Source organism: Rhizobium sp. PvP014 (assembly GCF_017876855.1).
Lineage (GTDB): Bacteria > Pseudomonadota > Alphaproteobacteria > Rhizobiales > Rhizobiaceae > Neorhizobium > Neorhizobium soli.
In genome coordinates, this window is the sequence record NZ_JAGIOT010000002.1 from 3,345,237 (window position 1) to 3,365,945 (window position 20,709).

Annotated in this window: 14 protein-coding genes; 9 read left to right on the forward strand and 5 right to left on the reverse strand. The window is 59.6% G+C overall.

All coding sequences use genetic code 11. The features are described from left to right. Nucleotides 1-5 precede the first annotated feature (5 nt). The 9 genes from J3A65_RS20700 to J3A65_RS20740 all read left to right on the forward strand — a co-directional run bounded on the left by J3A65_RS20700 (nucleotide 6) and on the right by J3A65_RS20740 (nucleotide 7,473). Nucleotides 6-485, forward strand: a complete 480-nt coding sequence (locus J3A65_RS20700) for a chemotaxis protein CheW (protein ID WP_062453837.1) — start codon at nucleotides 6-8, stop codon at nucleotides 483-485. After that, nucleotides 482-1,390 carry a protein-glutamate O-methyltransferase CheR gene (gene cheR / locus J3A65_RS20705; protein ID WP_209903165.1) on the forward strand — a complete coding sequence of 303 codons (909 nt, stop codon included), beginning with the start codon at nucleotides 482-484 and terminating at the stop codon, nucleotides 1,388-1,390. The genes J3A65_RS20700 and cheR overlap by 4 nt, the downstream gene beginning before the upstream one ends. After that, nucleotides 1,387-2,427 carry a chemotaxis response regulator protein-glutamate methylesterase gene (gene cheB, locus J3A65_RS20710; RefSeq protein ID WP_209903167.1) on the forward strand — a complete coding sequence of 347 codons (1,041 nt, stop codon included), beginning with the start codon at nucleotides 1,387-1,389 and terminating at the stop codon, nucleotides 2,425-2,427. The genes cheR and cheB overlap by 4 nt, the downstream gene beginning before the upstream one ends. Further along, nucleotides 2,427-2,816: a response regulator gene (locus tag J3A65_RS20715; RefSeq protein WP_062453834.1), complete on the forward strand. Its 390-nt coding sequence runs from the start codon at nucleotides 2,427-2,429 to the stop codon at nucleotides 2,814-2,816. The genes cheB and J3A65_RS20715 overlap by 1 nt, the downstream gene beginning before the upstream one ends. Then, the gene (gene cheD, locus J3A65_RS20720; RefSeq protein ID WP_062453833.1) at nucleotides 2,813-3,370 is read left to right on the forward strand and encodes a chemoreceptor glutamine deamidase CheD; all 558 of its coding nucleotides are present in this window, start codon (nucleotides 2,813-2,815) and stop codon (nucleotides 3,368-3,370) included. The genes J3A65_RS20715 and cheD overlap by 4 nt, the downstream gene beginning before the upstream one ends. 31 nt (nucleotides 3,371-3,401) lie before the next feature. Then, entirely contained in the window at nucleotides 3,402-3,791 is a 390-nt protein-coding gene (locus tag J3A65_RS20725; RefSeq protein ID WP_209903169.1) for a hypothetical protein, read from the forward strand. Nucleotides 3,792-3,939: 148 nt separating this feature from the next. Beyond that, nucleotides 3,940-5,622, forward strand: a complete 1,683-nt coding sequence (gene fliF / locus J3A65_RS20730) for a flagellar basal-body MS-ring/collar protein FliF (RefSeq protein ID WP_209903171.1) — start codon at nucleotides 3,940-3,942, stop codon at nucleotides 5,620-5,622. 370 nt (nucleotides 5,623-5,992) lie between these two features. Then, the gene (locus tag J3A65_RS20735; RefSeq protein WP_082471832.1) at nucleotides 5,993-6,709 is read left to right on the forward strand and encodes a helix-turn-helix transcriptional regulator; all 717 of its coding nucleotides are present in this window, start codon (nucleotides 5,993-5,995) and stop codon (nucleotides 6,707-6,709) included. A gap of 17 nt (nucleotides 6,710-6,726) precedes the next feature. Beyond that, nucleotides 6,727-7,473 (forward strand): helix-turn-helix transcriptional regulator, encoded by a 747-nt coding sequence (locus tag J3A65_RS20740; protein WP_062453829.1) that lies wholly within the window; start codon nucleotides 6,727-6,729, stop codon nucleotides 7,471-7,473. A 5-nt stretch (nucleotides 7,474-7,478) separates the two neighbouring features. Here J3A65_RS20740 and J3A65_RS20745 read toward each other — a convergent pair whose 3' ends face one another. The 5 genes from J3A65_RS20745 to J3A65_RS20765 all read right to left on the reverse strand — a co-directional run bounded on the left by J3A65_RS20745 (nucleotide 7,479) and on the right by J3A65_RS20765 (nucleotide 20,500). Further along, nucleotides 7,479-9,677: a DUF1217 domain-containing protein gene (locus J3A65_RS20745; RefSeq protein WP_209903173.1), complete on the reverse strand. Its 2,199-nt coding sequence runs from the start codon at nucleotides 9,675-9,677 to the stop codon at nucleotides 7,479-7,481. Between the two features lie 130 nt (nucleotides 9,678-9,807). Continuing rightward, nucleotides 9,808-10,263 carry a hypothetical protein gene (locus J3A65_RS20750; protein ID WP_062453827.1) on the reverse strand — a complete coding sequence of 152 codons (456 nt, stop codon included), beginning with the start codon at nucleotides 10,261-10,263 and terminating at the stop codon, nucleotides 9,808-9,810. A gap of 4 nt (nucleotides 10,264-10,267) precedes the next feature. Then, entirely contained in the window at nucleotides 10,268-11,350 is a 1,083-nt protein-coding gene (gene flhB, locus J3A65_RS20755; protein WP_062453826.1) for a flagellar biosynthesis protein FlhB, read from the reverse strand. A gap of 154 nt (nucleotides 11,351-11,504) precedes the next feature. Then, nucleotides 11,505-18,341: a hypothetical protein gene (locus J3A65_RS20760; protein WP_209903175.1), complete on the reverse strand. Its 6,837-nt coding sequence runs from the start codon at nucleotides 18,339-18,341 to the stop codon at nucleotides 11,505-11,507. A 107-nt stretch (nucleotides 18,342-18,448) separates the two neighbouring features. After that, the gene (locus tag J3A65_RS20765) at nucleotides 18,449-20,500 is read right to left on the reverse strand and encodes a glycosyl transferase (protein ID WP_113166251.1); all 2,052 of its coding nucleotides are present in this window, start codon (nucleotides 20,498-20,500) and stop codon (nucleotides 18,449-18,451) included. Between the last annotated feature and the right edge of the window lie 209 nt (nucleotides 20,501-20,709).

Consider the following 20,709-nt stretch of genomic DNA (forward strand, 5'->3'; position numbering starts at 1 on the left):
ACACAATGTCCTACGCTGTGAAAAATCTGACGCAGGCAAGCCGGGAGCTGATCGCTTTCCGGATCGGCGATCAGGAATTCAGCGTCAACATCATGTCTGTCCGCGAAATCCGCGGATGGACGCCGGCAATGCAGCTGCCGCACGCTCCCGCCGATGTGCGCGGCGTGATCAATCTGCGCGGCGCCGTGCTGCCGATCGTCGATCTGTCGGCGCGGCTTGGAATGAAGGATGCCGAACCGACGGCGCGTCACGTCATCATCGTTGCGCAGGTCGGGAAACGGATTGTCGGCCTGCTGGTCGAGGCCGTTTCCGATATCCTTACGATTACAGAAGAGAATATCCAGCCTGTGCCGGAGATTTCCTCCGACCTGGCGAAACAATACGCGAAGGGCATTCTGGCGTTCGACAAGCGGATGATCTGCATGATCGAGCTGGATCATCTCTTCCCCGAGACGTACCTCGAAAAGGAAAGCGAAGCCGCATGATGCCCCTGGGCGCCATAGAAGCCAGACAGTCGCCGGACGAAGTCCTCGCCAGCGGGGAATACCCGTTGACGCGCCGCGACCTGTCGGAGATTGCGGCGATGATCTACGCCGATGCCGGGATCTACCTCAACGATTCCAAGGCGTCGCTCGTCTATTCCCGCTTGTCCAAGCATATCCGCAACCTCGGACTGCGGGGCTTTCGGGAATACTGTACCCTGGTCGCCTCCGTTGAGGGCGCTCCGGCACGCCGGGAGATGCTGTCGCATCTGACGACGAACTTCACCCGTTTCTTTCGAGAGAACCACCACTTCGAGCACCTTCGGGACGAGGTCCTGCCCGGGCTGATCCAGCGTGCCCGCAATGGCGGACGTGTGCGCATATGGTCGGCGGCCTGTTCCGATGGGCAGGAGCCCTATTCGATCGCGCTGACGGTGCTGGGCCTTCTTCCCAACGCTGCCGACTATGATTTCCGCATCCTGGCAACCGATATCGACCCTAAGATCCTGGCTGCCGCGCGGACAGGAGCCTATGACGAAGGTGCCCTCGAAACTGTTTCCCCGGCCATGCGCAAGCAGTGGTTCCGCGAGGTCGACGTCGGTGGCCGCCGCAAGTTCCAGGTCGATGATCGCGTCAAGAAGCTTATCACCTTCAACGAACTGAACCTGATGGCGCAATGGCCCTTCAAGGGCGGTTTCGACATCATCTTCTGCCGCAACGTCGTGATCTATTTCGACGAACCGACCCAGGTGAAAATCTGGTCACGCTTCTCCCAGCTTCTGCCGGAAGGCGGCCATCTCTATATCGGCCATTCGGAGCGGGTATCGGGCGAAGCGAAGAACACGTTCGATAATATCGGCATCACGACCTACAAATATATGGGCAAGAATGCCGGGAGGAAGGCATGATCGCACCGGCCAGAGTTCTCGTCGTCGACGATAGCCCGACCATGCGAGGCCTGATCACGGCCGTCCTCAATTCCGATCCCGATGTCAGCGTCGTCGGGCAGGCCAGCGATGCGATGGAAGCGCGTAGCGCCATCAAGCAGCTCAATCCTGATGTCGTGACGCTGGACATCGAGATGCCGAACATGAACGGCCTCGACTTCCTCGAAAAGATCATGCGTCTGCGTCCGATGCCGGTCATCATGGTCTCGACCATGACCCAGCGCGGCGCCGACGCAACGCTTGCCGCGCTCGAAATCGGTGCGTTCGACTGCGTCGGAAAGCCGGTGCCGGGAGACGTTCGCCCGTTCATGGATCTGGCTGAAAAGGTAAAGGCCGCGGCACGCTCTGCACGCCGACAGGTCAGTGCTCCGGTCTCAATGGTCCCGACGCCGGCATCAGATTACCGCAACGGTCGCAAGGTTGTGGCGATCGGATCTTCTACCGGTGGCGTTGAAGCGTTGATCGCAGTGCTTCAAAAGTTTCCGCTGAACTGCCCACCGACTGTAATCACTCAACATATGCCGTCCACGTTTACGAAAAGTTTTGCTGAACGGCTTAATCGTATCTGCGCTCCTGTGGTGCAGGAAGCGACCGATGATGCGCGTCTCGAGATCGGCAAGATCTATCTCGCGCCTGGTGGCGACCGGCACCTTCAGGTGGTCAATCCGTCGGCGCCATGCTGCCGGCTGGTCGAACGCGATCCGGTGAACGGCCACAGGCCCTCGGTCGATGTCCTGTTTGATTCGGTCGCGGAGTTGGCTGGTCGCAATGCGGTCGGGGCTATCCTGACGGGCATGGGTCGCGACGGGGCTTCGGGACTGTTGAGGATGCGTAGCGCAGGCGCTCGCACGATCGGCCAGAACGAAAAGACATGTGTGGTCTACGGCATGCCGAGGGTCGCCTACGAAATTGGTGCAGTCGAGCAGCAGCTGCCGCTCGGCTCCATCGGAGACGAAATACTGAAACTAACTGCCGCCCGAAAAGAAGGTACCGAATAATGTCCCTCGCTGAAAAAATCAAAGTTCTGATCGTCGACGATCAGGTCACCAGCCGACTGCTGCTCAGCGACGCTCTGACACAGCTCGGTTTCAAGCAGATCACTGCCGCCGGCGATGGTGTGCAGGGCATGAAGATCATGGCCGAGCAGCCGCATCACCTGGTGATCTCGGACTTCAACATGCCGAACATGGACGGTCTGGGCCTGCTGCAGGCAGTGCGCACCAACCCGAACACCAAGAAGGCAGCGTTTATCATTCTGACGGCGCAGGGCGATCGCGCTCTGGTTCAGAAGGCTGCTCAGCTCGGCGCCAACAACGTGCTCGCCAAGCCATTCACAATCGAAAAGATGAAAGCTGCTATCGAGGCGGTGTTCGGAGCCCTTAAATGAACGACCCGGCAGGTGCCAAACGCGTCCATATTATCCAGGGCGAATTCAAGGTCGAAAGCGATCCCAATGTGGTTTTGTCGACGATTCTTGGCTCGTGCGTGGCTGCCTGCCTTCGTGATCCTGTCGCCGGTGTCGGCGGCATGAACCACTTCCTGCTTCCGGGCTCGGGCGGGGCAGCGTCGTCGGGGGGCGACGCGACCCGCTACGGCGTGCACCTGATGGAGTTGCTGATCAACGGTCTCCTGAAAAAGGGTGCCCGTCGTGACCGGCTCGAGGCAAAGATCTTCGGCGGCGCAAAGACGATTGCCAGTTTCTCCAATGTCGGCGAACAGAATGCGGCCTTCGCCGTGGAGTTCCTGCGTGACGAAGGCATTCCGGTGGTGGGGTCCTCGACCGGAGGCGATCACGGCCGCAAGCTGGAATTCTGGCCGGTCAGCGGCCGTGCCCGGCAATATCCTCTCACAGGCGCCGAAACGCAAAAGACGGTTGCGCTGGAGCAGCGTCCTGTCCGTACGCCACCAAAGCCCGTCGAAAGCTCGATCGAATTCTTTTAATTCTTACGCCTGGGTAAAGACGAGGAAATTCATGACTGAAATCACCGCCCCGATACGCGATTCCCTTGAGGAATCTCTGCCCGAGGTACTGATGCGCCTCGTCTCGGAGCTGCACGATGTCGCCTATCTGATCGAGCGTATCGAACCGCAGGTGTTGGAACTGGCCGGCCCGGGCCTGCTTCATTCACCCGACAGCGTGAAAGTGCTGCAGGGCATCGATCTCGCGGTGCAGAAAACGCGGGGTCTCGCAGAGTTCATCGATACCGTCACCGCGAGCATTCCGAGCGACTGGATGGTGGATCTGTCGACGGCTCTCAGCCTCGTCAAACTTGCCGACATGCAGAAGGCGCTGGCCAACGGGATGCGCCACGGCCACTCCCAGCCGCTCAACAAGGCCGCTGGAGACTTCGATTTCTTCTGACGTCACAGACTGTCTCTGACCCTGCTGCCAGGCCGCGCAATCGTCATGCGGCAACCAGACACGACGTTTCGAAACGCTCGCGCAAGCTTCGCTCCCTAGGGTGATGCTGGGCATAGGCTCGAGATGTTATCTGGCGGCGTGGGACAGAATGAATCTGTTATCTCAATTTCCAACAATATTCAAAAATCTGGCCAGTCTTGGCCAGACACGATTGATCGCGCTGGGCGCCGTCGGCGTCGTTTCGATAGCGATCGTTCTGGCCGCTGCCCTTTATGTGAACAAGCCCTCCTATGAGGGACTGTATGTCGGTCTGGAAACAGCCGATCTCAATCAGATCAGCATCGCCCTTGCGGAAGCCAACATGCCCTTTGAGGTTGGCTCTGATGGCGCAAGCATCCAGGTGCCTGTCGGTATGACCGGTAAGGCGCGTCTGATGCTTGCAGAACGCGGTCTGCCCAACAGCGCCAATGCCGGCTACGAGCTGTTTGACAATGTCGGTTCGCTCGGTCTGACCTCCTTCATGCAGGAAGTCACGCGGGTGAGGGCGCTCGAAGGCGAAATCGGCCGTTCGATCCAGCAGATCTCCGGCGTGTCGGCCGCACGCGTCCACATCGTCATGCCTGATGCCGGCAACTTCCGTCGCGGCGAGCAGAAGCCGACGGCGTCCGTGATGATCCGTGCGAACGCATCCGCCGGTCGCAAAGCCGCTGCGTCTATCCGCCATCTCGTCGCCTCGGCCGTCCCGGGCCTCGAAGTCGACGACGTCACGATCCTCGATTCAACCGGCCAGCTTCTCGCCTCGGGTGACGATGGCAGCAACAGCCAGATCAGCCGTTCGCTCGGTGTGGTCCAGTCGGTCCAGCAGGAAATCGAAAACAACATCGACAAGGCGTTGGCACCCTTTCTCGGAATGGATAACTTCCGCTCCAGCGTGACTGCCGCCCTCAACACCGACAGCCAGCAGATCCAGGAAACCGTTTTCGACCCGAACTCCCGCGTTGAACGGTCGGTGCGCTCCACCAAGGAAGCTTCCAAGTCGCAGCAGGCCCAGAACGACAGCGCGACCACGGTCGAGCAGAACGTTCCCCAGGCCGCTCCTCAGGCCGGCGGCGACGGCGCTCCTAAATCCTCCGACCAGTCGGACAAGAAGGAAGAGCAGACCAACTACGAAATCAATCAGAAGACCACGGCGACAGTTCGCAACGGCTATCAGATTGAAAAGATTTCGATCGCCGTCGTCGTCAACAAGGGCCGTATTGCCAAGATGGTGGGCGAGCCCGCGGATCAGGCAAAGGTCGACGCCTATCTTGCCGAAATGCAGAAGATCGTGTCTTCGGCTGCCGGCATCAGCAGCGACCGCGGCGATGTCGTCACACTCACGGCCATGGATTTCGTCGAAACCCAGCTTCTCGACGAGGCCGCTTCGTCTGGTCCGGGTATGATGGAAGTGCTCAACCGTAATATCGGCGGCATCATCAACTCGCTTGCGTTCGTTCTTGTCGCCTTTCTCGTGGTCTGGCTTGGCCTTCGTCCTCTGGTGCGCACCGTCGGTGGCAACACCAGCGTCCCGGCCGGAGAGCTTACCGCCGATGCGGCCGGCCTCGAACTTCCCGACTTCTCACCGGGTGGCGCAAGCCCGGCGCTCATGGATGGCTTCGGCGCCGACTTCGGTTTCGACAGCTCGGACGATCTTCTGGGCGGTGCCGACGACGGCGGCTTCAACCGCCGGGTCAAGGAAGGTCCGGAAAAACGTCTCTCCCGCATGGTCGAGATCTCCGAAGAGCGGGCCGCGAAAATCCTGCGCAAGTGGGCGATCGACAAAGCAGCCTAAACTGCCTTCACAAACATATGATCACAACAGGCCGGGCTCGTCCCGGCCTTGTTGCGTGGGCATTGCCATACAGTTGGCGCATTTTAGCCTCATTGATGAAGCCTTTATGGATGGAAGTGGGCAAAATCGGCGCTCGCGGCATAGCATTTCCAAAAGCGATTCCTACAATGGCCCTGATTCGTACGGCAACGTCTAGGCTTTGCACATGTGAAGTCTGATTCGGAATGGACCGGTCACGCCAAGGTATCGGCACCCGGAACTGCCTTAATTCTGGAAGCGGATGCCATACGTCGTTTGAACATACCGGTGTCGCCCTTCGGGGAGAGGAGCCGGTGGGGAGCAGATAACGGTGGAGTTGCCTGAAGCAGAGATGACGATCGACCAGCGCGCGTATCACGATGGACCTGGGTCGAAAATTATCTCCCGTGAACAACTGGTAAGACGGCTTTCGATCTTGTCGAGATCGAACAACGTTCAGGCTATCATGCGGCTGCTCGCAGACTACGTTGGCGCTTCGCATTTTCTTCTCGCCCGCTACGACCTCGTCCAGGAACACGGTCTCGATTTCATCGTAACCTCCAACTGGCCATTCGATCTCGTCCGACGGCTTGGGGCGGATCTGGCGAGTGGTTATGCGCGTTCGACGGAACTCGAAAAGTGTCTGTCGCTGCTGACCCCGAGCTTCGCGCTCCTGCCCGATGACATCACGCCGCCGGACGACATCAGCCGCCAATACTGTTCGCTGACATTCTGCGTCGGCAAAACCCGTTTCTCTCTGATGCTGCTTTTCCTGGAAGGCATCATCCTGTCACAGGAAAGACTTCGCGAAGTCGGACTGTTTGCATCCTATGGCGCAAGCTTTGCCGAGGCGCGCGATGCCAAGGCTGAACGCGACTTCGAACTGACGGAACGCGAGCTGGAATGCCTGTTCTGGATCGCCGAGGGCAAGACCAGCGATGAGATAGCGGTGATCCTCGGGATCTCCCGCAATACGATCAACAACTACATCACCAGCGTGATGCGTAAGACGGCAACCAAAACGCGGTCGGAAGCGATCGCTTATGCCGTACGCAACAATCTGGTTTAGGAAGGCTTGGGGCAACAATGGGCTTTTCCCGCGGTGGAACGTCAGATGGACCGGGCAGCATCCAGTATCTGCGTCTTCAGCGTGCCTCCAGTCGTTCTGACATATTTCCCAAACTCGTCGCCATGCAGAGGAACCTCAAGGCGCGGCACTTTGCTGTGTTTCGTGTTACCGGCGCCGGGCTTCCCAACAAGCGCAAGCTGGTCTGCGAGCTGGACAACTGGGGCGCCGGAAGCGGGGAGCATCAGGGCGTACTCGTGAGCTCCTACGGCGATATGTTTCTCGATCATATCGAAATGTCGATCCTGCCGATCGTGTGGACCGGCACGGAAAAAGGGGCCTATAGCGAGGCCGGCGATTTTTCCTCGCTCGTGCGCAAGATCGACGACCGGATCATGCCATCGTCAGGAATTGCATTCCCGGTGCGGTTGGGTGCTCTCGGGAATGGCTACGTCACGTTTTTGTCGGGCTCGCTGGAGCTGGGCAGCAATCTGATCATCGACCAGCACGTCAGAAGTTGTCAGGTCATGATGGACCTTCTGGCACTCGATGAGCGTCGAAGCGTGCCGGCCGAATCCCTGAGCGAACGGGAAGTGGCGTGTCTTCAACTGGCCGGCGACGGTCGTATCAGCGAAGAGATCGCCGAGAAGCTTGGCCTCTCCGTTCACACTGTCAACGCCTATCTCGGCTCCGCGACGATCAAGCTCAATTCCGTGAACCGCATCCAGGCGATCGCCAAGGCGATCCGCCTCGGCTACATCCACTGAAGTCTCTATTTCGATGAAAGCTGGGCGACGGCAAGCAGCGTATCGGAGCTGATGCGTGTCGTGCCGGTGGTTGTGAGCAGCGTCAGCGCCGGCGATGTAGTCGAACTGTTCTCGGAATCGTAGAGCGCAGTGTATTGCTTGATCAACTTGGTCACGTAGTCCGGATCCTGAAGCTTCGAGATGTCGACGTATTTCTCGATCATGCTCGCCTGCTGATCCGTATCCATGTTGGATATGTAGTCGGACATGCTGAACGTCGTCTTGAAAAACTCGAACAGCGCCGTGTCGCCAAGGATCGTATAAGCGCTCGTAACGTCCGCCGCCTTGCGCTCGAAATACAGCGCCAGCCGCACGCCCTCGTTGGATTCCCCCTCCTGCTCTTCAAGCGTCTGTTGCTTGTAGTTATTGACGGTCGCCAGCACGTCGCCGCGCTGCTGGATCGTGCCCACGGGCTGCGCAGAAAGGTTGCCTTCGCTATCGAAGTTGAACGATGCGACGATCTCAGCAAACACGCCGTTGGCAAGACTGTTCACATAGCTTTTGGGATTGTCGAGATCGGACGAGAACATGTTCTTCAGCTCGTCCTTGGTGACCGATTTGGGATCGATCCCCTTCGATTCGAGCACGAAGGACACCAGGCGGTCGTCGGCAATAAGCTCGGCGGCCGTGGTGATCGTCTGCATCTGGGTATTGTAGTAGTCGATCTCCTTGTCGGCAGCTTCCTCCGCCTTCTCGCGAGCGCTGCCCTTGAGAAGTTTGAGCTGTTCCGTCTTGTAGTCTGTCGCGAAATTGCTGATGACGCTGGCTGACTGGACGAGGAGAGGCGTGTCGATATCGCCTTCCGCGTCGAAGTTGAACGCCTTGACCAGATTGACGTACCGGTCGTCTTTCAGCTGGTTGACGTAGCTCTTCGGGTCGTTCGGATCACTTGCCAGAATATCCTTGAGCCGGCTCTTGCTGACATCGGCCGGATCGATCCCATAGGCGCGCAGGGCGACGTCCCAGATCTCCGTCACATCGTCATTGGTATCGTCGTCGTCGTCTTTATTCGAACTTAGAAAGTCATCGAGGCTTTTCACCTCGGCGATGCGCGTCTGATAGTTGGTGACGGCGTTGGTAACCGCATCTTCCTGGTTGGCCTTGAAGGCCGTCTGGTAGGAGGTGCTGGTAGACGCCAGCTGGGTCTGGTTCTGAGCGGTCTCGCCAGCGGCGATCGAACCGTCGCTCTGGAAATTGAACATCGCCTTGACGCCCGTATAGCCGAGCGTCGCTGCAGCCGAATCGCTGGTCAGCAGCGACCGGATCGTGGAGGTGAACTGCACTTTGACGCTGAAGGCCGTGGTCAGATACTCGACCATCCGCGGGTCGTCGACCAACTCGTCGACACTGGTCATCGAGGCAATATTGGTTTCCCAATAGGTCTGGTTGGCGGCCGCGAGCGTATCGGATGGGAACGTCGATTTGTTGTAGACGTAATCGAGCCTCAGCGATTCGATCTGGCCGCTCGTCTGGGCGCTGTCGCCGTCTGCGACGGTGCCGTCAGCCTGGAAGTTGAACGCTTCGGCAAGCGCCACGAACTTGTCGCTGCCGGTCTGGTTGGCAAAGCTGTTCGGGTCTTCGAGATCGCTGGTCAACACCTGCTTCAGATAGCTGGTGGACGTGTACTTGGCATCGAGCCCGAATGAGTCGAGCACATATGTCTTCAGCCGGCTGTTCGACAGGAGGTCGTCGACATCGGTGATATTAGCGATGGCCTTGCTGTAATAGTCGACCTCGGACTGGATATCCTTTTCTTCCTGATCGAAGGAATCCTGATACGCCTTGACGAGATTATCTTCCTGAACCGAAGTCTGCGCCTCGGCGGTCTTCGTGCCGAAGTTGAAAGCCGCCGCCATGGTCGCATAGCGCTTGTCGGTCAGCGAATTGGCAAAGCTTGCGGTATCGCTGAGATCGCTCTCCAGGACCTTCTTCATGAAGGCCTTTCCGTAGGTCATTTCCTCAAGGCCATAGGCCTTCATCGCATAGGAATACAGTCGATAGTCATCGACGAATTCGTCGGCTGTCGTCACCTTGTCGATATTGGCTTCGTAATATTCGGTATCGCGAGCGACCGTGCCCTGGCTGGCGACGCGGTCAAGCGACGACTTCATGTCGCGGTTGACGATCAGATAGCTCGTATAGGTCGACAGCGTCGTCGAAGTCATGGTCTTCACCCTTAAAGATCGGGCTTCATTCCCGGGCATCGCCGCTTGATTCGGCAGTCAAATGCCGAATCAAGCATATGTACCAGAGACCCGGTTAAGCGGAGCTTTACGATCCGCGGTACGACGCCTTTTAGTTTGCCGTCGCGGCCATGCCGGCCAAACCGCGCATGGACGGTACGAAGGCTGCGTCCTGAAGACTGCGCTCGAGAAACCGGGTGTTCTCGTCAGGATTGGCCGAGGGCGAAAGGAAGCTGATGTAGTTGATTTCGACGCTCGCCTTTTCGGCCTGAAGCGTCAGCTGAGCATGGATCGTCACGCCACGCGGCTTGATCTCCAGGTCCAGCGTGACCGATGGGTGCGTATCCCAGTCGAGATGATAGTCGCCACCGACGCCGAAATTCACGGTGCCGGGATGGAAATACAGCTCGGCCGCCGAAGAGACGAGGTCCGAGATATTGGCATGATACTCAAGCCGCAAAAGCGAAATGAGATCGGCCGCATCGATGAGCCGTAATTCGGATGCAAGCGGGCCGATGGCCTTTGCAAGAATTTCTTCACGTACGGCGGAATAGGAGCATTTTTTCATTCTGTCAGCGCATCCGTTTGTTCTGACGACGTCCCGCATAGATCCGATGGATCAGTTCAGCGACCGCCTTATAAAAAACCGATGGGATGACGCTATCAACCGAGACTTGCGCAAACATGGAACGGGCGAGCGGTGGGTCTTCAAAAATCGGTATTCCGTGCTCCTGAGCAATTTCGCGGATTCGCATCGCAATCAGATCCTGGCCCTTGGCAACCACAACCGGAGCTTCCGATTCTTGCGCGACATACCGCAATGCGATCGCATAATGGGTCGGGTTGGTGATGATCAGTGTGGCGCGCGGAACGCTGTTGATCATGCGCCGACGGGCGCGATCACGGGCAATCGAACGCTGCCGCGCCTTGACGAAAGGGTCGCCCTGCGACTGCTTCATCTCGTCCTTGATTTCCTGCTTGGTCATCCGAAGCTCGGTAAACCAGTGGAAACGCGTCCAGGCGATATCCAGTGCTGCAACCAGAAACGTGCAGGCCAGGACGACGATGATCATCTTCTTGATGATTCGCGCCAGAATCGGAAAAAGCGTCTGCGGGTCGGAAAAGATCGAATCGAGCAGTTTGAAATACTCGTTGCGCAGCGACAGGTACATGATGATGCCGGCGGCGACGATCTTGATCAGCGATTTGCCGAAATGGACCATGCCCTGCATCGAGAAAAGTCGCTTGAACCCGGACATCGGCGAGATCCGGTTCCACTGCGGCCTGATTCGTTCGAGAATGAACGACGGCATGTGCTGACCTGCCGACGCAAGCAACCCGAAGCCCATGAACAGGACGGCTGCCGGAAGCATGAAATAAGCGCTCTGAAGCAGCACATAGGCGCAGAGCGACACCAGGTCCGCGCTCGAATCGATGCGCCACTGTTCGGGGCGTTCGACCAGATCTTTAAGAACCTCAGCCAGATGAGCGGTATTTTGCGGCAGGAAGAAGATCAGGTAGATGTAGAAGGCAAGCGTCGAGGCGAAGATCGCCACCTCGGACGAGATCGCGATGTTGCCCTTGTCCATCGCGTCCTGGATTTTTTTACCAGTCGGGTCTTCGGTTTTGCTGTCTTTATCCTGATCGTCGGACAAGAGCCAACTCCTGCTTCATCGGCAGCAAGCTTAGCAGAAGCACGGCGCGGTGGCATCTGTCCGCCCGTGCCGCGCCGCAAGGTTTACCGGTTTCTCACAGATGCTTTGAACCCAACGGCCGTCGAGCGGTTCACCGCGACGCGGTGAACCTTACTTATGCGACATAGCGGGCAATCACGGCGGAGATCTGGTCCGGGCTCAACGATCCCATTTGCGTATCGATCAACGCCGCAAGCTGGTCGCTCGTCAGATGCGAGATGTCTGCCGTCGATATGCCGGAGATCCCCGAGGCACTGATGAGCGAGATGTCTTCGGCCGAGAATGTCGCAAGGCCCGCATCCGTCAGTGCGGAAATCTGTGCCGACGTCATCGCGTTGACCTGCAGCGGTGTGAGGGCCTCTGCCTGTGCCGTGGTGAGCGACGCGATGACCAGCGTGCTCAAGCTTGAGATCGCACCGGTGCTGAAGGCGGCAATCTCCTCGGTGGTAAAGCCGAGAATATCGTCGGCGCCGATGCCCGATGCCTGAAGCGCGCCCAGGGCCCCGACCTGATCGACCGACAATGCGGCGAGCTGATCGATGCTCATGGCGACGATCTGGTTGTAGCCGAGGCCGGCCACCTGGCTGGTCGTCAGCGCGCCGATCTGGATCGTGGAAAGACCTGCGATGATGCTGACCGGCAGTCCCTTGATCGAAGTCGGGTTGAGAACGGCCAGCTCTTCGAGTGTGAACGTGCCGAAATCGTCTGCCGAAACCCCCCCAAGTCCGTTGGCGCTGAGGCCCGCAAGCTGTTCGGTCGAAAAGGCGTCAATCTGCTGCGAACTCATGGCGTCGATCTGCAGGCTTGTCAGGCCGCCGACGCTTCCGGCACTCAGAGAAGCAATCTGATCGTTAGAAAGCGCGGCAATAAAGCCGGTCGAAAGGCCCTTGATTGCGGATGAGCTGATCGCTGCCAGATCCGCCGTCGAGAAGGTTTCGAAATCTTCCGACGAGAGCCCCATCAGCGCGCCGGAACTCAGCGCCGCAATCTGGCTCGTCGTGAACGCGTCGATCTGCTCGGTATTGAGAGCCGCGATCTGAACACTGCCGAGACCGGAAATGCCGCCGGCACCGATCGCTGCGATCTGTTCGACCGAAAGTGCTGCGATATAGTCTGTGCCGAGCGAGGCCATCTGCTTGGAGGTCAGGGCGCCGACCTGGTCGGTCGTCAGCGCTTCCAGGTGATCGACGCTGATGGCGTTGATCTGGCTGGTGGAGAGACCCGAGATCGCCGCCGGGCTCAAGGCCGCGATCTGCTCCGTCGTGAAGGCGCCGATCGTTGCCGTCGAAAGTCCGCCGACGCTGGCCGAGCTGATGGCCGCGAGTTGCTGGCTCGAGAGAACGGCGAGATCGCCGGTGTCGAGCGCTGCAATCTGCTTGGACGTGAAGACCGCGATCTGCGTGGTCGTCAAAGCTTCGATCTGCATCGAACTCAAGACGGCGATCTGCGCCGTCGAAAGTCCTGCAATGCCGCCGGTACCGAGCACGGAGATCTGCTCGACCGAAAACGCCGACAGCATTGCTGTGGAAAGGCCAGGCATCGCCTTCGAACTGATCGCGGCAATGTCACTGGTCGAGAACGATTCGATATCGTCCTGGTCAAGCGCGGCAAGCTGTGTGGATGTGAGCATGCCCACCTGATCGGAGGTGAATGCTTCCACTTGATCGACCGTCAAGGCGGCAATCTGGGTCGCCGAGAGGCCTGATATCGCGCCTGTGTTGAGCGCCGCGATATCGTTCGGCGACAGCATCGCCAGATCGTCCGTGCCGAGCACCGCAAGCTGGCGGGACGTCATCACCGAGAACTGTGCAGTCGTCAGGGCTTCCACCTGCAACACGCTCATGGCATTGATCTGGGCGGTCGAAAGGCCTGCAATGCCGTCGGCGCTGAGAGCCGCGATACGGTCGGTCGAAAGTGCCGCAATCATCGACGTCGACAGGCCGGGCACGGCTTTGGACGTGATGGCGGCGATGTCTGCAGTCGAGAATGTCTCGATGTCGTCAAGGCCGAAGGCTGCGATCTGGCCTGAGCTCAAGGTGGCGATCTGGCTGGATGTCAGTGCCTCTGACTGGCTCGTGCTGAGCGCTGCGATCTGGACCGTCGAGAAAGCGGCGATCACCGACGGGTTGAGCGCCGAAATGTGATCGGCCGAGATGGCAAGAATGTCGTCGGTGCCGAGCGCTGCCACCTGCCTCGATGTCAGAGCCGAAAGCTGGCCGGTGGTGAGTGCGCCGACCTGATCGGTGCTCAGAACGTTGATCTGGGCCGTTGTCAGCCCGGCAATGCCGCCGGTGCCGAGTGCAGAGATCTGATCGGCGGAGAAGCCTGCAATCGTCGCTGTCGAGATCCCCTGCATGGCCGACGAACTGATCGCCGAAAGATCGCCAGTGCTGAATGTCGCCAGATCGTCCGTGCCAAGCGATGCGATCTGCGTCGAACTCAGCATGGCAACCTGAACGGACGTCAGAGCTTCGATCTGATCGCTGCTCATGCTGCTCATCTGGGCCGTTGTCAGCCCCGCGATGGCGGCCGTGTTGAGCGCTTCGATCTGATCGTGGGAGAAGGCAGCGATCCCGGATGTGCCGAGCGCCGAAATCTGCCGCGAGGTCAGGTTCTTGATTTGGCTCGTGGTCAGCGCAGACAGCTGATCCGTGCTCATCGCCCCGACCTGAGCCGTCGTCAGGCCGGCGATATTGGCGGTGCCTAGCGCTTCGATCTGGTCTGCCGAAAAGCCCGCGATGGTCGCGGTCGACAGACCCTGCATCGCAGCCGAGCTGATCGCGGCGATATCGGCTTCCGAGAAGGTCGAAAGATCGTCGGCGCCAAGCGCTGCAATCTGCGATGAACTGAAGGCGCCAACCTGGGTCGCCGTAAAGGCCTCGACCTGAGCGGTGCTAAGGACGCTGATCTGCGCGCTCGAAAGCCCCGTAACGCCGCCCGAACTCAGAGCGGCGATCTGGCCGGCCGAAAGGGCCGCGACATCTTCCGTATCCAGCGCTGCGATCTGCTTGGAGTTGAGAACCGCAATCTGGGACGATGAGAGCGATCCGATCTGGTCGCTTGTCAGAGACTGGATCTGCTTCGTCGACAGCCCGGACAGTCCGGCTGCACTCAGCGCTGCGACCTGATCGGTGGTCAGTGCTGCGATCACGGCGGTCGAAAGCCCGACGATGAGGTCGGAGCCGATCGCTGCAATATCCTGCGTCGAGAATTTGCCGATATCGGCAGTGTCGAGCGCCGTCGCCTGCCGGGAATTGAGGGCCGCGACCTGCTTGCTTGTCAGCGCCTCGATCTGCGCCGAGTCCATGGCGTCGATCTGCCTGGTGCTGAGACCGGCTATGCCGGCTGTGCTGAGCGAATCGACCTGGTCGACCGACAGTGCCGCAATCATGTCGGTGGAGAGGCCGGCAATGGCGTCCGAGCCGATCGCGGCGATATCTGCGGTGGAGAATGTGGCGATATCGTCGGTGCCGAGCGCTCCAAGCTGCTTGGAGCTGAGCGCGCCGACCTGCGAGGCCGTCATGGCTTCGACCTGCGCCGTGCTCAACGCACTCAGCTGGCCGGTCGAAAGCCCGGCGACACCCGCCGCGCTAAGCGCCGCGATCTGGGAGGTCGTCAGCACGGTCACGTCGCTGGCGCCGAGAGCACCGACCTGCGCCGAGGTCAGTGTCGCGAGCTGCTTCGTGGTGAGGACCGAAACCTGGTCGGATGTCAGCGCATCCACCTGTTTCGTCGTCAGTCCGGAAATGCCGTTCGTGCTGAGCGCCGCGATGGCTGCGGTCGAAAGAGCAGCGATCACCGATGTTGAAAGCCCGGCAACCGCGCTGGAGCTGATCACGCCGAGGTTCTTGGCGGAAAACGCCTCGATATTGTTGGAGATGATCGCCACGATCTGCGACGAGCTCAGAACCGCAGCCTGGCGGGTGGACAGCGCTGCGATCTGATCCGAGGAGAGCGCGGCAATCTGGCTCGTGGTCAGGCCGACAACACCGGTGGAACTGAGTGCGTTCACCTGGCTCGAGGAAAGAGCGGCAATATCTGTAGTCTCAAGAACAGAGACCTGCAGCGAGGTCAGCGCCGACACCTGCTTCGTGGAAAGGATCGCGATCTGACCAGCGCTCAGGGCATCGACCTGCCGTGTCGTCATGCCGGAGATACCGGCTGTGCTGATCGCCACGATCTTCTCGCTCGACAGGCTGGCGATCGTTGACGTGGACAGACCCGAAATTGCGCCCGAACCGATCGCCGAAATCTCCTTGGTCGAGAATGTCGCGATGTCGTCGGTCCCGAGTGCAGCAAGCTGCGAGGATGTGAGTGCACCGATCTGATTGGAATTCAGCGCTTCGGCCTGATCGACCGACAGAACGGCGAGCTGTCTGGTGCTGAGACCCCCAACGCCGGAGGCGCTTAGGGCTGCGACCTGCATGGAAGATAGCCGTGCGATGTCGGCGGTATCAAGCGCTGCGACCTGCGTCGATGTCAGGGCCGCCATCTGCTTGGAGCCGAGCACCGTGATCTGTGCGGATGTGAGAGCCTCGACCTGATCGACGCCAAGCGCTGCCACTGCGGAGGCGCTCAGTGCGGCGACCTGCGCCGTGGAGAGAACCGCAATGTCGCTCGCGCCGAGCGCTGCGATCTGTGTCGGTTTCAGGGCGGCGATCTGCTGGGTGCTCAACGCTCCGATCTGGGATGTCGCAAAAGCTGCGATCTGGCCTGTACCAAGTGCCGCCAGGGCACCAGTCCCAAGCGCTGCGATCTGGCTTGCGGAGAGCGACGAGATCGCATCCTCCGACAGCCCGCCAACCGCGCTCGATCCGATTGCTGCAATATCGAGCGTTGAGAAGGTGGCGATGTGATCATCGTCGAACGCCGAGAGCTGTTTCGACGACAGGGCGCCGACCTGTGCCGACGTCAGGCTTTCGGCCTGCCGGGTCGACATTGCACCGATCTGGTCCGCGACCAAGCCCTTGATGGCACCTGTTGACAGTGCTGCCACCTGGTTCGTCGACAGTGTCGCGATACCGTCTTCCGTCAGCGCAGAAACCTGCTTGGAAGACAGGACCTTCACCTGAGCCGCCGAAAGCGTAGCCACCTGATCCGTCGACAGTGCCGCAATCTGCTGCGTGCCGAGGTTGGCAATCGCGCTCGTCCCGAGAGCGGCGATCTGCGCTGTCGTGAGTGCCGCAATGATATCGGTGCTGAGGCCGCCGATACTTTTGTTGGTGAGCGTCGCGATTTCTGCGGCCGTAAACGTCGCGATTGCCTCGGGGGAAAGCGCTGAAAGCTGTTTCGAGGTCAGTGCCGCGATCTGCAGGGTGGATAGGATATCCGCCTGCTCGGCCGAAAGGCTGGCGATCTGGGTTGTCGAAAGCTTGGCGATCGCACCCGTGCCGAGAGCCGCGACCTGGCTGATGGAAAGTCCTGCGATCGCATCCGAACTCAGGCCGCCGATACCCTTGCTGCTGATCGCGGCGATTTCGGCGGTGGTAAAGGTTGCGACTGCCTCCGGCGACAGTGCGGCAAGCTGCTTCGAGCTCAGCGCCTTGATCTGGACCGAAGACAAGGCCTCGGCCTGTTCGACCGAAAGGGCGGCAATCTCGTCCGTGCCGAGGTTGGAAATGGCGGACGTGCTGAGCGAAGCGATCTGTCCGGTTGTCAGCGCGGCAATGTTCTCGACGGTCAGCCCCGCAATGCCACGATTGCTGATGGCAGCGATATCGTCGGTCGAGAAGGTGGCGATTGCCGAATCGCTGAAGGCTGCGATCTGCGACGAGGTCAGGGCCTTTACCTGGACCGAGGAGAGCGCTTCCGCTTGATCTTCGGAAAGTGCTGCAATCTGCACCGTGGAAAGCTTGGCAACGGTCGCGGTTCCGAGTGCTGCAATCTGCTGCGTGGAAAATTCGGCTATGGTGCCCGTGCTGATGGCGGTGATCTGCGTTGCGCTGAGCGCTGCAATCTGTGCTGTCGCCATGGCAGTGAACTGATCGACCGAGAGCGCTGCCACCTGCGTTGCCGAAAGCTTCGCAACCGTCCCCACGGTCAGGGCGGCGATCTGCTGTTCGGACAGGGCTGAGATCACGTCGGTTGTCAGACCGGAGACCGCCTTGCTGCTGATCGATGCAATGTCCGCCGTCGAAAACGTTTCGATCGCTTCTGCGCTCAGAACCGCGAGCTGGATCGAGGTCAGCGCTTTTACCTGGACCGAGGATAGCGCTTCGGCCTGGTCGATGGACAGAGCAGCAATCTGATCGGTGTTGAGACCGACGATCGCCCTTGTGTTGAGCGCCGCAACCTGATCCGTCGACAGCGCCGCGATATCGTTGCTGGTCAATGCGCCCATTTGCGACCCGCCGAGAGCGGCGATCTGGATTGTCTTCAGCGCGGCAAGGTGATCGGCGGAAAAGGCATCAATCTGGCTCGTGGCCAGATTGGAAATCGCCGCTGTGTTGAGCGCTGCAACCTGTTCTTCCGACAGTGCGGCGATCAGCGTCGATGTCAGGCCGCGCACACCTTTCGCGCTGATCGCAGCCATGTCGGCGGTCGAAAATGTTGCGATCTCGTCCGGTGTAAGGGCCGCGATTTGTTCCGAGGTGAGGGCGCCGACCTGGACGGAGGTCAGAGCCTCGGCCTGATCGTCCGAAAGGCTGCTGATCTGTGCGGTCGACAGTGAGGAAACCTGTCTCGTGCTCAGGCTGGCGATTTCGTTCCCGTTGAGAATGGACAACTGGTCCAGCGTCAGGCCGATGATCGCATTTTGCGAAATGGCATTGAGCTGCACCGTGTTCATCACGTCGACGTCTTCGACATCAAGGGCCGCAATCTGCGAGGACGACATCGCAGCGATCTGCTTGGTCGAAAGCGATGCGACATCTTCCGTGGTCCACGCAGCGACGCTTGCCGTTGAGAGGGACCTGACCTGAGAGGCACTCAGGGAGGAAATTGTCGAGGTCATACGCTATGATCCTTGATGCGGCATTTGATTTTAAAAATGGATTTTGAGCCTTTGAGACTGCCGAAAACCCGGACGCTCTCGATCGAGAACAGCCGGGTCAGGACAGTTCAGCCCTTGTTTTGTTTCCAGAAACGGTCGTCGTAGGGAATCGGCGCATATTCGTTCTGATATGCCAGCTTCGATGTGTAGCGCTTCCGGTAGGCATCGGCAGTTTCGAACTCGATCCCCTCGAGAACGAGCTCCGCGCCGACTTCGTAATAGATGTCGAGATTGCGAAGATCAGGCACCGGCGTCTCCCCACGCTCGGCCTCGCCCTGCATCTGCCAGTAGAGTTCTTCCAGCCGACGCGCGAGGCCGGGCATGTCCCGAAGCGCGCTCGTGTCGCGCTTGTCCCAGAGCGACGTTCTGATCGCGCGCAGGCTCTCGCGGTCATGCGCAAAGCCGATGGCGCGCGCGACATACTCCTCCGGTGTGGCGCAGATCATCTCCGGAATGCCGGCGGCGGCAACAATGCTGCCGCAGAACCGCGAGGCAAAGCCGTTGCCCGACACGGTGAGGATCGGAAGACCCATGGTGATGGCGTCCGATGCCGTCGAATGCGCGCCGTAGGGGAATGTATCGAGGAAGAGATCGGCACAGGCGATGCGGGCAAGGTGATTGGCGTTCGGCGCTTTCGGCGCGAAGATCAGCCGTTCTGCCGCGATGCCCTGCTTTTCTGCCAACTGACGCAGCCGCACATTGGCATCCTCGTCCCCCGCGAGCAGCCAGAGGACGCTGCCGGGCGTTGCAGACAGGATCTTCATCCAGCGATTGAAGCAGTCCGATGTGATCTTCTGCATGCCGTTGAAGCAGGCATAGACGAAGGCGCCGTCCGGCAGTCCGGCATCGATGCGGCTCGGCGTCGGGGCGATTACGCGCTTGCGGTCGATCGGCTGGTTGCAGGCGATCCGCAGCACCTTCTCGGTGTAGAAGATCTCGTTTTCCGGTGGCACGATGTGACCGTCGGCAATCATGTACTGGTGGAACGGGCTGCCGATCGATCCCGGATAGCCGCAGAAATTGACGATGACCGGTGCCGGACGGTAGGCGAAGATTTTCGCACGGGCCATTTTCGTATAGCCGTTGACGTCGATCAGGATATCGATCTCGTCGGCGCGGATGGTCTTCGCCGCTTCCGCATCGCCAAGTGCCGCAATATCGCGCCACTGGTCGGCGACCGCCTTGATGCGGTCTTGCGTGGCATCGTTGGTGCGGGCCTCGCCGCAATAGTAGGCGTAGATCTCGACGCTATCCTTGTCATGCAACTCGAGCACTTCACGCAATGCGAAACCGACGGCATGGTCGCGAAGGTCTGATGAGAGATAACCGATGCGCAGACGCTGCCCGGTTCCGGTCTTTTTCTTGGCCGCCTTGCGGGGGAAGGCGCTGAGGTCGAACGGCCCGCCGATAAGCTGCTTGCTGTAGCGATAGGCCTTGGCCAGCTGGAACATCGGATCGTCCGAATAGCACGACAGCGTCAGCGGCGACATCGCATCGAGAAGCTGGCGCGGCGTCACATGCGGCGATGTCGTAGTCAGAACCGGCCATTTGCACTGGCGCTGGCGAATCGAACTCCAGTGCTGGCCGGCCTCCGTCTTGTTTGGCTGCAGTTCGATCGCCTGCCACAGGATGGATTCCGCATCATCCAGCCGACCTGCGTTTTCGAGCACGCGGCCGGTATGCTGCATGGCCATTAGGCGGTTGTTGATGCGGTCAGGAATGACTTCGTCGGTCAGATCGATATAGGTGCGCCATTTCTGGAGTGCCTGATTGATGAGGCCGGAATCTTCGAGCGTACGTCCCAGATTGATATGGGCCGGGCCGAAAAGCGGATCGAGCCTGTTGGCCGCCTGCAAGGCGAGAATGGCGCCGGCATTGTCGCCCTGCTGTCGCAGCGTCACGGAGTAGTTGAAATAGGCGACATGCAAAAGCGGGTGGGTTTCGTTGAAGGCGGTCCACACCTTGTAGACCTCGACGGCGCGCGCCTGCTGGCCGCTGGAATTGAGCGCTTCTGCAACCTGGAACAGATCGCCGAGCGAGAGTTGCTGGTTCTGCGCCTTCTCCAGAATACTGGCGAAGGGCGAAGCCTGGGCAGTTGCAGGTGCGATATTGGCGTTCATGACCATCCCGTTCCAAGGCAGCGATGCTGACGATTGACGCACTCCACGCGTCTTATCCTTGTAATTATCGGGGTTAGCTTGCGTCGGGCTTGTTATTGCGGTCGCGAAGCAGGGTGAGGGCAATCCAGACTTGCATGCCCTGCGGTCAACCAAAAAGGCGGCGCAGCCTAAGCTGCGCCGCCTTTGATGATGGAGCGTATCGCCTTCGC